The sequence below is a fragment of the Klebsiella sp. YJ genome (genome assembly GCF_002108615.1).
Lineage (GTDB): Bacteria > Pseudomonadota > Gammaproteobacteria > Enterobacterales > Enterobacteriaceae > Klebsiella > Klebsiella planticola.
Genome location: NZ_MTEG01000007.1, coordinates 85,981 through 99,632 on the forward strand (window position 1 = coordinate 85,981; position 13,652 = coordinate 99,632).

Annotated in this window: 11 protein-coding genes; 3 read left to right on the plus strand and 8 right to left on the minus strand. The window is 59.9% G+C overall.

Annotated features, from left to right (window positions below):
- Positions 1–89: 89 nt before the first annotated feature.
- The 6 genes from BV390_RS09280 to ssuD all read right to left on the minus strand — a co-directional run bounded on the left by BV390_RS09280 (position 90) and on the right by ssuD (position 6,771).
- Positions 90–968, minus strand: coding sequence for a MetQ/NlpA family ABC transporter substrate-binding protein (locus tag BV390_RS09280; protein WP_032696747.1), 879 nt, complete (start codon positions 966–968; stop codon positions 90–92).
- Entirely contained in the window at positions 965–1,663 is a 699-nt protein-coding gene (locus BV390_RS09285; protein WP_032690933.1) for a methionine ABC transporter permease, read from the minus strand. The genes BV390_RS09280 and BV390_RS09285 overlap by 4 nt, the downstream gene beginning before the upstream one ends.
- Positions 1,660–2,679: a methionine ABC transporter ATP-binding protein gene (locus BV390_RS09290; RefSeq protein WP_032696746.1), complete on the minus strand. Its 1,020-nt coding sequence runs from the start codon at positions 2,677–2,679 to the stop codon at positions 1,660–1,662. The genes BV390_RS09285 and BV390_RS09290 overlap by 4 nt, the downstream gene beginning before the upstream one ends.
- Positions 2,676–4,082, minus strand: a complete 1,407-nt coding sequence (locus BV390_RS09295) for an LLM class flavin-dependent oxidoreductase (RefSeq protein WP_032690931.1) — start codon at positions 4,080–4,082, stop codon at positions 2,676–2,678. Before BV390_RS09295 ends, BV390_RS09290 begins: the two co-directional genes overlap by 4 nt.
- Before the next feature lie 72 nt (positions 4,083–4,154).
- A complete protein-coding gene (locus BV390_RS09300) occupies positions 4,155–5,552 on the minus strand; it encodes an FAD/NAD(P)-binding protein (protein WP_032696745.1) in 1,398 nt (465 codons plus the stop codon).
- A 46-nt stretch (positions 5,553–5,598) separates the two neighbouring features.
- On the minus strand, positions 5,599–6,771 hold the full coding sequence (ssuD, locus tag BV390_RS09305) for an FMNH2-dependent alkanesulfonate monooxygenase (RefSeq protein WP_032696744.1): 1,173 nt from the start codon (positions 6,769–6,771) through the stop codon (positions 5,599–5,601).
- A gap of 271 nt (positions 6,772–7,042) precedes the next feature.
- Here ssuD and BV390_RS09310 point away from each other — a divergent pair, with 271 nt between their 5' ends.
- Together BV390_RS09310 and xni are read left to right on the plus strand one after the other, a co-directional pair.
- On the plus strand, positions 7,043–8,986 hold the full coding sequence (locus tag BV390_RS09310) for a sigma-54-dependent Fis family transcriptional regulator (protein WP_085396853.1): 1,944 nt from the start codon (positions 7,043–7,045) through the stop codon (positions 8,984–8,986).
- Positions 8,987–9,106: 120 nt separating this feature from the next.
- Positions 9,107–9,868: a flap endonuclease Xni gene (gene xni, locus BV390_RS09315; protein ID WP_032690927.1), complete on the plus strand. Its 762-nt coding sequence runs from the start codon at positions 9,107–9,109 to the stop codon at positions 9,866–9,868.
- A gap of 44 nt (positions 9,869–9,912) precedes the next feature.
- On the opposite strand, the gene fucO is transcribed toward xni, so the two are convergent.
- On the minus strand, positions 9,913–11,061 hold the full coding sequence (gene fucO, locus BV390_RS09320) for a lactaldehyde reductase (protein ID WP_032690926.1): 1,149 nt from the start codon (positions 11,059–11,061) through the stop codon (positions 9,913–9,915).
- Between the two features lie 25 nt (positions 11,062–11,086).
- Complete coding sequence (gene fucA, locus BV390_RS09325) at positions 11,087–11,734, minus strand: L-fuculose-phosphate aldolase (RefSeq protein WP_032690925.1); 648 nt, start codon at positions 11,732–11,734, stop codon at positions 11,087–11,089.
- A gap of 602 nt (positions 11,735–12,336) precedes the next feature.
- Here fucA and fucP point away from each other — a divergent pair.
- The gene (fucP, locus tag BV390_RS09330) at positions 12,337–13,647 is read left to right on the plus strand and encodes an L-fucose:H+ symporter permease (protein ID WP_032690924.1); all 1,311 of its coding nucleotides are present in this window, start codon (positions 12,337–12,339) and stop codon (positions 13,645–13,647) included.
- Positions 13,648–13,652: the final 5 nt, after the last annotated feature.

Consider the following 13,652-nt stretch of genomic DNA (forward strand, 5'->3'; position numbering starts at 1 on the left):
AAATCAATATATTCAATAAGTTAATTAAATAAAACACCAAAATCAGGACGCGCTTTCGCCCGTCCTGCGAGATCGATCATCAGCGCAGATTATTCCGCGGAAACCGGCACCAGTACGTCTTTCACCAGCGGGTCGTCGGTGGTTTTCAACCAGCTCTGAATGCGCGGGTCGGAAAATGCCTGCTGCAATTTGACGATATTCTCCTGCGATAAATAAGGCGTCCCGATAACCAACTGCGACGCAAAAGTCCGCGGCGCCGGCGGGAATAAGATCCCCTTATCGCGCGATACTTTCCCGGCATCAAACTGCGAGACATAGCCGATGGCCGCGTCCACCGAATTGAGCGCCCGCGGCATGGTTAACAAGTCCAGCTCTTTGAAATTAAACTGATGCGGGTTGCCGACGATATTTTTCAGCTTTGCCGTACGCGGCTCCACCTTCGGGTCGAGCGTAACCAGGCCGATGCGCTGCAGCAGCCACAGCGCCTGCCCCTGGTTGGCGCCGTCATCTGGCACCACGATCGTCGCGCCGTTCGGCAGATCCTTGACCGATGTATAGCGATCGGAGTAAATCCCAAAGGCCCACTGGAATACCGGTACCGTGGTTGAAAGCGCGAAGCCATTGGCGTCCACCACCTGCTTCAGCCACCATTGATGCTGATAGATGGTTCCGGCGTATTCCCCTTGCGCCACCGCCCGGTCCGCCTGCACCGGATCCTGCACGCCCACCGCCTCCAGCTTCAGGCCATAATCCGGCGCAATATGCTGGCCGATGTACTCGATAATTCGCTGTTCGCCGGCCATCGCCGGTTCATAATGGATTTTCAGGGTGGTGCCAAACACCACCTGCTGCGACCGGGCCTCTCCCCGCCACCACCAAAAGGCGACGGCCAGCGCCACAATCACCACCAGCGCCGCCAGCCACGGCCAGCGGCGGGCCTTACGTAACTCAAATTGTTCTGTTGTCATGAAGCGATCCCCTGCGTGTGGCGAAGTTTGTTGACCAGACGGTCACCGAAAAATTGAATCAGCTGAATCGTGGCGATCAGCGCGATAATGGTGGCGATCATGATGTGGTTGTCGAAGCGCTGGTAGCCGTACACCACCGCCAGATAGCCGATGCCTCCCGCGCCGATGGTGCCGGCAATCGCGGAATATTCGATCATCGACACCAGGTTGAGCGTCACCGCCGCCACTAACGCCGGCAGGGCTTCGCTCAGCTGGGCGCTGCGGATGATCTGCCAGCGCGAGCCGCCGCACACCACCCCCACGGCGGTGACCTCGGCCGGCAGTTCGCGCAGCGCGTTTTCCACCAGCCGGCCAAAAAACGGCACCCCGGCGGCGATCATCGGCACCACCGCGGCAGGAATGCCGATCGTTGTCCCGGTGAGCCAGAAGGTGAAGGGAATAATCGCCGCCATCAGCACCAGAAACGGCAGAGAGCGCCCCATATTCACCACCCAGTTCAACACCCGGTACAGCGCGGCATGCGGGAATAATCCGCGCGCTGAGGCATTGAATAGCACCACCCCGACCACACCGCCCAGCGTCACCACAAACAGCATCACGATGGCCACCATCAGCCAGGTCTCAGCGTAGGCGGGCAGCAGCAGCGTATGGATCTCGCTCCAGGGAGTATCCTGACTGATTACCGTTGGCTTCATACCGCCTCCTTGAGTTCCGGCGCGTCGTCAAGGACCTCCGCCGCGATACCGAGCTGGGCCAGCAGCGCCAGCACCCGCGACGGCGGCAGACGCTCCCCCTGGAACCGCACCCCCACCTGTAGCCTTCCCGCCAGCCGGCCGTTGATCACCTCAACGTGGCCGCCGAGCAGATCGATCTGCAGCGCAAACTGCTGGCTCAGGCGGCTGATCCAGTCGGTCGCCACCGGGACATCCCAGCGATAGCTCAGGCGCAGCAGCAGGTCGCTGTGAGCCGCGACCGGAGAGAGCGGCAGCAGCTGCTGGCCCAGCAGTGAATCCGGGCGCGCCAACAGCTCTTTCACCTGACCGAATTGCACAATTGCGCCATCGCGAATTTCTGCCACCGCATCCGCCGCCGCGCGGACCGCATCCATCTCGTGGGTGATCAGCACGATCGCCAGACGGTATTCATCGCGCAGACGTTTGAGCAAATTCAGCACCGTTGCGGTAGCCTGCGGATCCAGCCCCGAAGTCGCTTCATCCGCCAGCAGCACCGACGGGCGTAGCGCCAGCGCGCGCGCAATACCAATCCGCTGACGCTGGCCGCCGGAAAGCTGGGCCGGCCAGGCATCCGCCTTATGGCTCAACCCGACGCTTTCCAGCAGTTCGCCGACGCGGGCTTTAATATCGCGCTCGACCACCCCGAGATATTCCAGCGGCAGGGCGATATTTTGCCAGGCCGTTTTACGGCTGAGCAGCGCGGAGGACTGAAAAACGGTACCGATCGTGCGCCGCTCGCGACGCAGCGCCTCGCCGCTGAGCAACGACAGGTCGTTGCCGTTCACCCGAATACTGCCGCTGTCGGGGCGCTCCAGCAGGCTGATAAGGCGCGCGAGGGTCGATTTTCCCGCACCGCTCGGCCCCACGACCGCGGTGATGGAGCGGGTCGGTACCCGCAGCGACAGCCCTTTCAGCACCTCGCTGACCCGCCCGTCCGCCGCGCGGTAGCTTTTATGCAGGTTATCTATCTCGATCATGTCACCTTCTCCCCTGCCGCGACGTCGATGCGTGCGCCGCGACGATACCCCGCCCCCGGATGCGGCGCGACCAGACGCGGCCCGGCGCCGAACAGTTTTTCGCGCAGGGTGCCTTCGCGATACTCCTGCTTAAAGACGCCGCGTTTTTGCAGTTCGGGAATGAGCAGATCCACGACATCGCGGAAGGTTTCATGGGTGACGGCATACGCCAGGTTGAAACCGTCAACATCGGTCTCCTCAACCCATGACTGCAGCTCATCGGCGACGGTTTGCGCACTGCCGACAATCAGCGGGCCGAAGCCGCCAATGCCGACCCAGTCGGCCAGCGCCTGTACCGTCCACTGGCGATCGGGATCGGCGGTGGAAAAGGCTTCAACCGCCGACTGAATCGCGTTGGTATGCAGGTATTTCAGCACCTGATCCGGCTGATACTGGCCGAAGTCGATCCCGGTCCAGCCGGAGATCAGCGCCAGCGCCCCTTCATAGCTGACGTACGATTTATACTCCTGCCATTTGGCCTGCGCCTCGCGGTCGGTTTCGCCGACAATGACCGTTTGCAGGTTGAAAATCAGAATGCTGCGCGGGTCGCGTCCGGCTTCGGCGGCGCGGCGGCGAATATCCGCCACCGTCTTTTTGAGCAGCACTTTCGACGGCGCGGCGACAAAAACGCACTCGGCGTGACCGGCGGCAAACTGTTTACCGCGGCTGGAGGCACCGGCCTGATAAAGCACCGGCGTGCGCTGCGGCGACGGTTCGCAGAGGTGGATCCCCGGCACGGTGAAGAAGTTGCCCTGGTGATTGATCGGATGAATTTTTTGCGGATCGCTGAAGATCCCGCGCTCGCGATCGCGCAGCACCGCGCCATCTTCCCAGCTCCCTTCCAGCAGCTTATAAACCACGTCGAGATACTCATCGGCGTAGTCATAGCGCGCATCGTGATCGGTCTGCGCCTGATGGCCAATGTTGCGCGCCCCGCTTTCCAGATACGAGGTAACGATGTTCCAGCCCACCCGGCCCTTGGTCAGATGATCGAGGGTTGAGAGACGGCGGGCAAACGGGTACGGATGCTCAAACGACAGTGACGCGGTCAGGCCAAAGCCCAGATGCTCCGTCACCAGCGCCATCGGGGTAATCAACGCCAGCGGATCGTTCACCGGCACCTGCGTCGCCTGGCGAATCGCCGCATCGCCGTTGCCGTTCAGCACGTCGTAGATGCCCAGCACGTCGGCAATAAACAGGCCGTCGAACTTACCGCGTTCCAGCAAACGCGCCAGGTCAACCCAGTAATCCAGGTCCTTATACTGCCAGGAGCGGTCGCGCGGATGGGTCCACAGCCCCGGCGACTGGTGACCGACGCAGTTCATATCAAAAGCATTCAGGCGAATTTCACGTTGTGATGACATAGCGCTCTCCACGGTGCATTCCGTCAACGGAACGCACGCTTAACACATCAAGGAATAAGGGGAATGGGGGGGTTAGATCGTGGGACATCGGGCGGATTGCCCAATCCCCAGCGCCTGTAAAGCTTCAGCGGCGACGGCGGCGGCATGATCGGCCACCTGCGGCAGCCCCATCAGTTCGCCAAAATAGCCGCGAGCCGCCGGGCCAGAGATCAGCAGGTTGGGTATCGCACGCCCGTCGCGGCCAATCGCCCGGGAATGAGCATCCACGTCCAGCCCAAGACCCAGCTTATCGGCGCGAATCAGGCCACGACGGGCCAGTTCGCGCAGCAGCGGCTGGCTGTCGATCAGCCCGCCGTGGGCCGGGCCGGTGGTCAGAATCAGGTGGTCGACGGTCAGCGCAATGCGCTCACCCGCGCGCGGCGCCAGGGTGAGGCTCAGCGTACGGGAATCGCCTTCCAGCGCCGTCAGCCGTGCAGCCAGCACCTGCAGGCTCCCCTCGCGCTGCCGTTGCTCGAGCACCTCGGCAATCTGCGGCGCAATGCGATAACGATGCACATCCCAGTAGCGCCGCAGATGACGCAGGAAGCGCTGGCGGTCGGCAAACGTCAGCGCCTGCCAGATGCTCTGACCCTGATGACGCACCGCATCCAGCACCACCTGCCAGGGAAGCCCCTGCTCTGCGGCACGCCTGATATCGCTGCGAACCTGCCGCAGCCGCTGGCGCAGCGTGCCGTGGCGATACTCGCCCGGCCATTGCGCCGCCGCGCTGCTGACGTTCCCGCGGGACAACAGGCCGTGGCGGGAAAAGGCGGTAATTGGCCCACGGTGGCCGAGCCGGGATAAGGTGGCGATGCAATCCGCCATCGTCAGCCCGGTTCCCATCACCGCCACCCGCGCGTCGGGGGCGATTGCCGTAAGGCTGTCCGCACGCCACGGGTTGGCAATCAGCGCCGGGTGGTCATGAAAAGGCGCCGCCAGCCGCGGCAGCGCCGGCGGCGGATGGCTCACTGCCAGGATCAGCAGATCGCTTTGCAGCCGACGACCGCTCTCGGTCGTGATACCGCTTTCGTCAAAGGTCAGCGCCTGTTCGCGCAGGTGAACCAGTCGCCCGGCGCTCACCCGTACCGCCTCGGCAAAACGCTGGCTGACGTAGCGCCCGAACTGGCCGCGCTGGGGGTACAGCGAGCCATCTTCACGCCACGCCTGCGGATCGTCGGCAAAAGCAGGTTGACTACGGTACCAGCGGTCAAAAGCGCCCTCCTCCTCACCGGCCAACTGCATCCGCGAGGCGGGCACGTTGATGCGGTGGCTGGGTTCGGCGGTGGAATAGGCGACGCCGGCCCCGGGCACGGCGCGCGGCTCCAGCAGCGTCACCCGTACCCCTTCCGGCATCAGGTCAAGCAGATGAATAGCCACCGCCGCGCCGCTAAAGCCGCCGCCGACGATCGTGATATGAGGTTCAGTTGGCATAGGCCACCGCCTTATGAAAGAAGAAGCGAAACATTGCGACCTCCGCTCAGCTGGCGCTGACCTGTTTTACCGGGCGCTTATCGCCGCCGATGGTTTCACCGAACGGCCCGGTATTAACACCGCGCGCTTTTGGCTGGGCGTTGCTGGCCAGCGGCAGCAGCGGCATCACCAGCTCGGCAAAGCGGTGCGCCTCTTCCAGATGCGGGTAACCGGAGAAGATAAAGTTGGTGATCCCCAGCGCCTGATATTCACGGATGCGCTCCGCCACCTGCTGCGGATTGCCGACCAGCGCCGTCCCCGCCCCGCCGCGTACCAGCCCGACGCCGGCCCACAGGTTTGGCGCAATACGCAGATTGTCGCGCGAGCCGTTGTGCAGAGCGCTCATCCGCGCCTGGCCTGCGGAATCCATACGCGAGAAGATCTTCTGCGCCTGAGCAATGGTGTCATCATCCAGGTGGGCAATCAGTCGGTCAGCGGCGGCCCAGGCCTCCTCTTCCGTTTCACGGACGATCACATGCAGGCGAATACCGTATTGCAGGGTACGCCCGCGCGCCGCAGCGCGTTCACGAACGATAGCCAGCTTCTCCGCCACCAGCGCCGGCGGCTCTCCCCAGGTCAGGTAGCTGTCGATTTGCTCAGCGGCAACGTCGATGGCCTCCTCCGAAGAGCCGCCAAAGTACAGCGGCGGGCCGTTTTCCTGCACCGGCGGAAACAGCACTTCCGCCCCTTCAACGTGAATATGCTCCCCGTGATAGTCCACCTTTTCGCCTTTCAGCAAACGAGAGTAGACATCGAGAAATTCGCGGGTCACCTGGTAGCGTTCACTGTGGTTGAGGAAGATCCCATCGCCTTTGTTCTCCACCGGATCGCCGCCGGTCACCACGTTGATCAGCAGCCGCCCCTCCGACAGCCGGTCGAGGGTGGCCGCCATCCGCGCCGCCAGCGTCGGCGGCTGTAAACCCGGACGCACCGCCACCAGATAGCGCAGGCGGCGGGTTAACGGCGCCAGCGCCGACGCCACCAGCCAGGAGTCCTCGCAGCTTTTTCCGGTCGGAATCAGCACGCCGTAGTAGCCGAGGCTATCGGCGGCCAGCGCGACCTGCTGGAGATAAGGCAAATCCACCGGGCGACCGCCTTCGGTGGTCCCGAGATAACGGCCGTCACCGTGGGTGGGCAAGAACCAGAACACATTGATCGTATCGCTCGCTTTCTGCGTCATTATCCATTTCCTATATAACCATATTCGATATTCATCGAAGAGATGTTTTAATTTGGTTATATGAGTGTTAGCGATAATCATGCCAAAGGTGAATAAAAAATTAATTCAATAAAATCAATTAATTACAATTTCACCCTACCCATTTTGCTGTTGCAAATGCGCCAGTTCATGTGCGCCCGCTGTTGAGTTTGCAACAGCCTGACGTCGCGACCCTCTGGTTTCTGTCGCTGGCAAAGGATAAGTTCAAGGCGTCATTTACCGGAGGTCCACCATGCTCAATCCTGAATCCCTGTCCGATACGCCCGTGCTGGTCGACCCGGCGTCGAAAGCGTTTCAGAGCCTGCTGGATAAGCTGGCGCCAACGGAAGCCACCGTACTGATCGTCGGCGAAACCGGCACCGGTAAAGAGGTGGTGGCCCGCTATCTTCATCATCACAGCACGCGTCGTCACCAGCCGTTTCTCGCCGTTAACTGCGGCGCGTTGACCGAAAGCCTGGCGGAAGCTGAACTCTTCGGCCATGAAAAAGGCGCCTTTACCGGCGCGGTGCAGAGCCACCCCGGCTGGTTTGAAGCCGCCGAGGGCGGGACTCTGCTGCTCGATGAGATCGGCGAACTGAGCCTGCCGCTGCAGGTCAAGCTGCTGCGCGTGCTGCAGGAGCGGGAAATTACCCGCGTCGGTTCGCGCAAGGCCATCAAAGTGAATGTGCGGGTCATCGCCGCCACCCATGTCGATTTAGCTCAGGCGATCCGCGAACGCCGCTTCCGCGAAGACCTCTACTACCGTTTGAATATCGCCATCGTGCCGCTGCCGCCGCTGCGCCAGCGCCGCCAGGATATTCCCCAGCTGGCCAATCACTTTTTAACGCTGTATGCCCGCCGGCTGGGTCGTCCGACCCGCCGCCTGGCGCCGGAAACGCTGGCGAGGCTGATGGACTATCCGTGGCCCGGCAATATCCGCGAACTGGAAAATACGTTACATAACGCGGTTCTGCTCAGCAAAGAGGAGGAGATTACGCCCGCGCAGCTGCGGCTGAGCACGTTGTACGATACGCCGACGACAACCACCGATAATGAACTGGATAGTTTTATCTATCAGCAGCTTAACCAGCCAGGCGAGGCACTGTGGGAGCGCATCACCGGGGCGCTGATCCGCGGAGCGATGGCCCACTGCGATGACAACCAAAGCCAGGCGGCGGCGCTGCTGGGCATCAGTCGCCATACCTTACGTACACAGCTGGCCAACATTGGACTGATTAAAAGCCGTCGGCGGGTAGAGACCACGCCGCGCCCGCTGTCGGCCGCCGTTTCCGCCGACCGCGAGTTACGTATCGGCTATCAGCGTTTTGGCAATCTGGGCATTTTAAAGGCCCGACAGAGCCTGGAAAGCGCCTTCGCCCATCTCGGGGTCAGCGTGCTGTGGAGCGAATTCCCTGCCGGGCCACAGCTGCTGCACGCCCTCGCCTGTCACGAAATTGATTTTGGCACCACCGGCGAAGCGCCACCGGTCTTTGCCCAGTCCGGCAACAGCGAGCTGGTGTACGTGGCGTGGGAACCGCCCGCGCCGCAGAGCGTGGCGATGGTTGTCCCGCAACATAGCGCAATCCGCACGATTGCCGACTTGCGCGGGAAGCGTATTGCGTTGAACAAAGGGTCAAACGTGCACTGGCTGCTGTTGCAGATTCTCGAGGAGGCAGGGCTGGGCTTAAATGACGTCAGGATTGTCTACACCCCGCCCAAATACCCGCTGACCGCCAGCGACTATCTGGCGGTGGATGCCTGGATGATGTGGGATCCGCTGTTAAGCGACGCCGAACACACCGGGGAGTTGCGGGTGGTAGCCAACGGCGAAGGTCGGGTGCACAACCATCAGTTCTACCTGTCGCGCCGCGACTACGTGACGCGTCATGGCGATATCATGCAGCGCCTGCTGCACGAGCTGACGCAAACCGGGCAGTTTATCGATCGGCGACGGGATGAAGCCGCCGGGCTGCTGGCGGCAGAGCTGGGGATTAACGTCGCCTCGCTGTCCCTGGCGTTGGCCCGCCGCAGCCATCGCCCGCGGATGATGGACCTCAAAGTGATCCGCGCGCAGCAAACTATTGCCGACCGTTTTTATGCGCTGGGCCTGATCGGCAAGCCGGTTGCGGTCCGCGAAGCGGTCTGGTACGGCGAGGCCACCCACAGCGAACCGGGCCTGCTGCTGCACGCCGATTAAGCCTCTTTGCGGCGCATCTTCCCGAATCTCCCCGTGCCGATAGCCTCTCCGCCACGGCAATGATACCCTTAAGGTTCTGTGAATAAGGGCCTGTTTCGACAGGCTCGCCAGGAGGTATCTGTGGCCGTTCATCTGTTAATTGTCGACGCACTCAATCTGATCCGCCGCATTCATGCGGTGCAGGGGTCCCCCTGCGTTGACACCTGCCTGCACGCGCTGGAGCAGCTCATCGTTCATAGCCAGCCAACCCATGCCGTGGCGGTTTTTGATGACGAAGATCGCGCCCACGGCTGGCGACACCAGCGCCTGCCGGAATACAAAGCCGGGCGCGCGCCCATGCCGGAAACCCTCGAAGCCGAAATGCCCGCCCTGCGCGCGGCCTTTGAGCAACGCGGGATCCGCTGCTGGGCTTTAGCGGGCAACGAAGCGGACGACCTCGCCGCCACGCTGGCAATCAAAGTCGCCCATGCCGGACATCAGGCGACGATCGTCTCTACCGATAAAGGCTATTGCCAGCTGCTGTCGCCGACGATTCTGATCCGCGACTACTTTCAGAAACGCTGGTTGGACGCCCCTTTCATCGCCAAAGAGTTCGGCGTCACGCCGGAGCAGCTGCCTGATTACTGGGGGCTGGCGGGGATCAGCAGTTCAAAAGTTCCGGGCGTGGCGGGGATTGGCCCAAAGAGCGCGGCGCAGCTGTTAACGGAGTATCAGGATCTGGAGGGCATCTATGCTCAGCTGGCTAAGGTGCCTGAAAAATGGCGTAAAAAACTGGAAGAGCATAAAGAGATGGCCTTTACCTGCCGCGAGATAGCCCGCCTGCAGACCGATTTACAGCTCGACGGCAATTTACAGCAGCTGCGGCTGGCCCCTCAGGCATAAACAAACCGACAGGGCGACGCTGGCATCGCCCTGTGCATGAGGCACTACCACGCAGTATGATACAGGGTCATGATCTCCTCCAGGCTGGCCTCACGGGGGTTCCCCCCGGTACAGACATCAGCAAAAGCCGCCTGTGCCAGCGCCGGAATATCCTCTTTACGTACCCCAACGTCACGCAGATTTGGGGGAATACCGACATCGCGGTTAAGACGGAAGACGGCATCAACGGCGGACTGGCGCGCCTGCTCCAGACTCACGCCATCCACGTTCTCCCCCATTGCGCGAGCGATATCGCGGAACTTCTCGCCGCTGAAGTCGGCGTTGTAGCGCATCACGTGGGGTAACAAAATCGCATTCGCCACGCCGTGCGGGGTGTTGTAAAACGCCCCTAAAGGATGCGCCATACCGTGCACCAGCCCCAGCCCGACGTTGGAAAACCCCATGCCGGCAATGTACTGCCCCAGCGCCATCGCTTCGCCTGCCTGACTATCGCCGGCTACCGAATCTCGCAACGCGCCGGCAATCACCTCAATGGCTTTAATATGTAGCGCATCGGTCAGCGCCCATGCCGCCCGGGTGATGTAGCCTTCAATCGCATGGGTCAACGCATCCACGCCGGTCGCAGCTTTTAACGCCGGCGGCATGCCGTCCATCATATCGGCATCGATAAAGGCCACCTGAGGGATATCATGCGGGTCGACGCAGACGAATTTACGCCGCTGCGCTTCATCGGTTATCACATAGTTAATGGTCACTTCCGCCGCGGTTCCTGCGGTGGTCGGAATGGCCATGATCGGTACCCCCGGATTGCGGGTCGGCGATAGCCCTTCCAGGCTACGCACGTCGGCAAACTCCGGGTTAGCGTGGATAATGCCGATCGCCTTACAGGTATCCTGCGGCGAACCGCCGCCAATCGCGATCAGGTAGTCGGCGCCGCTGCGTTGAAACGCTCCGAGCCCCTCCTGCACCACGGCAATCGTCGGATTAGGGATCGCGCCGGAAAATATCTCCCAGGCCAGGCCCGCGTCATCCATCCTGCGCGTCACCTTGTCGACCACGCCGCATTGCGCCAGATTGTTATCCGTCACTATCAGCGCCTTGCGATATCCCCGACGGGTCACTTCATCGGTTAATGCCGCCACCGCTCCCCGACCGAACCATGCCGTCTCGTTTAAAATCATTCTGTTCGCCATCGTCGCCTCCCGCTCGCTTTGCGAATCACTCTTCGATACGTAACCCATAGGTTTTGAATTTTTCCAGTACGATGGCAATGGCCTCGTCGTCCAGCACCGGTACAGGATCGACGATCGCCAGGGTACTGAGATAGAGTTGAGCCAGAACCTCGACTTCATGCGCCAGCCACAGCGCTTTTTCCAGATTCTCTTCACAGGCAATCAGGCCATGGTGCTGCAGCAGCGTCGCTTTGCGATGCTTTAACGCCACGGCGACAAACTCTGACAGTTCGCGAGTCCCAAAGGTGGCGTACGGCGCACAGGGAATGGAGTTCCCCCCGGCAGCGGCAATCATGTAGTGGATCGCCGGGATCGGGCGATTGAGGATCGACACCGCCGTGCAGTGCACCGCGTGATTATGCACCACGGCCTGCGCATCGGGCCGGGTCTGGTAGGCGGCTAGATGAAAACGCCACTCGCTCGACGGCAGTTTCCCCTGCTCGTGCTGGCCGTTGGCATCGATCCACACGATGTGAGATTCAGTGAGTTTTTCATAAGGAATCCCCGTCGGCGTAATCAACATCCCCCCGTCATAACGCACGCTCACGTTCCCGGCGGTGCCCTGATTCAGCCCCAGTCGGGTCATTTCCAGGCAGGTATCAATAATCTGCCGCGCCAGTCTGTTCCGTTCCATTTATTTACCTCTCTCAGCGATTCAACACCGGGCCAACAGAAGCGCTTTCGCGTTGCATTCCGGCCCTGTTGAGTCAGTTTTATATTTACTGGCTATCATCATATTGAATAATCAGAAAGGAATTTACATTCACGTATTCTGTGACCGCCATCAATTAATTTCCCTGGTTTAATCAGGCCGCAATATTTTTCAGCCGTGAAAAATGACCGTTATTATTTTTCTCGTTCTAAACGGGCAATTTAGCTTGTCATTTAACAACTGACCGTTTTCACCACAATAAATTAAATCGGGCAACCATCCTGTGGCTTTTAAATTAATTTCACTCAAACGGTCATTGTTTTACAGAAATTAAAGTGATAGCAATCACATAAAACCACCGTTATTGGGTGAAGTGTGACCGTTATCATATTAAAAGACCTTTTTTATTTGAAAATGACCTCATGAGTTCATTCACACCCCCCTAATTATTCAAGAGACGCTCTCGCGGCGGGATGAGAATAACGAGGACGTCGGCACAGGAACTCACCCGGTTGCCGGTCTGGTGAGTCATACCAACCGCACGCCTGAGATGCTGAACACGCTTCTTAACTGATGAGGATGCTATGGGAAATACAACAATACAAACGCAGAGTTTTCGCGCGGTGGATGTCGGTCAACGTCAGCGCTACATTATTCCATTCGCCTTGCTGTGCTCATTATTTTTTCTTTGGGCTGTCGCCAATAATCTCAATGATATTTTACTGCCCCAGTTTCAACAGGCCTTTACATTAACCAACTTCCAGGCTGGTCTGATTCAGTCGGCATTTTATTTTGGCTACTTTGTCATTCCGATCCCCGCCGGAATACTGATGAAGAAACTCAGCTATAAAGCCGGGATCATTACCGGGTTATTTTTGTATGCTTTCGGCGCTGCGCTATTCTGGCCCGCTGCTGAAATCATGAATTATACGTTATTTCTCATCGGGCTTTTTATTATTGCCGCCGGTCTCGGGTGTCTTGAAACGGCAGCAAACCCTTTCGTCACGGTATTAGGCCCGGAAAGCGGTGGTCACTTCCGTCTTAATCTGGCGCAAACCTTTAACTCTTTCGGCGCCATTATTGCAGTTGTATTTGGGCAAAGTCTTATTTTGTCTCATGTGCCACATCAATCTCCGGAGGTGCTCGATAAAATGGCGCCTGACCAGCTCAGCGCCTATAAACACAGCCTGGTCCTGTCGGTCCAGACCCCGTACATGATTATCGTCGCCGTGGTGCTGCTGGTCGCTCTGCTGATTATGCTGACAAAATTTCCGGCTCTGCAAAGCGACGACCACAGTGAAAGCGAACCCAGCTCCTTCGTGGCCTCATTCAGCCGCCTCGCCCGCATTCGCCACTGGCGCTGGGCGGTACTGGCGCAGTTCTGCTACGTCGGCGCGCAAACCGCCTGCTGGAGCTATCTGATCCGCTACGCCATTGAAGAGATTCCCGGCATGACCCCAGGTTTCGCCGCCAACTACCTGACCGGCACGATGGTGTGCTTCTTTATTGGCCGCTTTAGCGGGACCTGGCTTATCAGCCGCTTTGCCCCGCATAAAGTCCTTGCCGCCTACGCCCTGCTGTCGATGGCGCTGTGCCTGATCTCCGCCCTGAGCGGCGGGCATATCGGCCTGCTGGCCCTGACGCTGTGCAGCGCGTTCATGTCCATTCAGTACCCGACCATTTTCTCTTTGGGGATCAAGAGCCTGGGACAGGACACCAAATACGGATCGTCGTTTATCGTCATGACCATTATTGGCGGCGGGATCGTCACGCCGGTGATGGGCTTTGTCAGCGATGCCGCCGGCAACATCCCCACCGCAGAACTGGTTCCGGCACTGTGCTTTGCCATCATCTTTATTTTTGCCCGTTTCCGCTCACAAGCGGTAACGAACTGAACATT

Bases quoted from the DNA above. Each gene is read 5' to 3' on its own strand.
- BV390_RS09280 (WP_032696747.1), bottom strand. From the start codon at position 968: ATGACAACAGAACAATTTGAGTTACGTAAGGCCCGCCGCTGGCCGTGG.
- BV390_RS09285 (WP_032690933.1), bottom strand. From the start codon at position 1,663: ATGAAGCCAACGGTAATCAGTCAGGATACTCCCTGGAGCGAGATCCAT.
- BV390_RS09290 (WP_032696746.1), bottom strand. From the start codon at position 2,679: ATGATCGAGATAGATAACCTGCATAAAAGCTACCGCGCGGCGGACGGG.
- BV390_RS09295 (WP_032690931.1), bottom strand. From the start codon at position 4,082: ATGTCATCACAACGTGAAATTCGCCTGAATGCTTTTGATATGAACTGC.
- BV390_RS09300 (WP_032696745.1), bottom strand. From the start codon at position 5,552: ATGCCAACTGAACCTCATATCACGATCGTCGGCGGCGGCTTTAGCGGC.
- ssuD (WP_032696744.1), bottom strand. From the start codon at position 6,771: ATGACGCAGAAAGCGAGCGATACGATCAATGTGTTCTGGTTCTTGCCC.
- BV390_RS09310 (WP_085396853.1), top strand. From the start codon at position 7,043: ATGCTCAATCCTGAATCCCTGTCCGATACGCCCGTGCTGGTCGACCCG.
- fucO (WP_032690926.1), bottom strand. From the start codon at position 11,061: ATGGCGAACAGAATGATTTTAAACGAGACGGCATGGTTCGGTCGGGGA.
- fucA (WP_032690925.1), bottom strand. From the start codon at position 11,734: ATGGAACGGAACAGACTGGCGCGGCAGATTATTGATACCTGCCTGGAA.
- fucP (WP_032690924.1), top strand. From the start codon at position 12,337: ATGGGAAATACAACAATACAAACGCAGAGTTTTCGCGCGGTGGATGTC.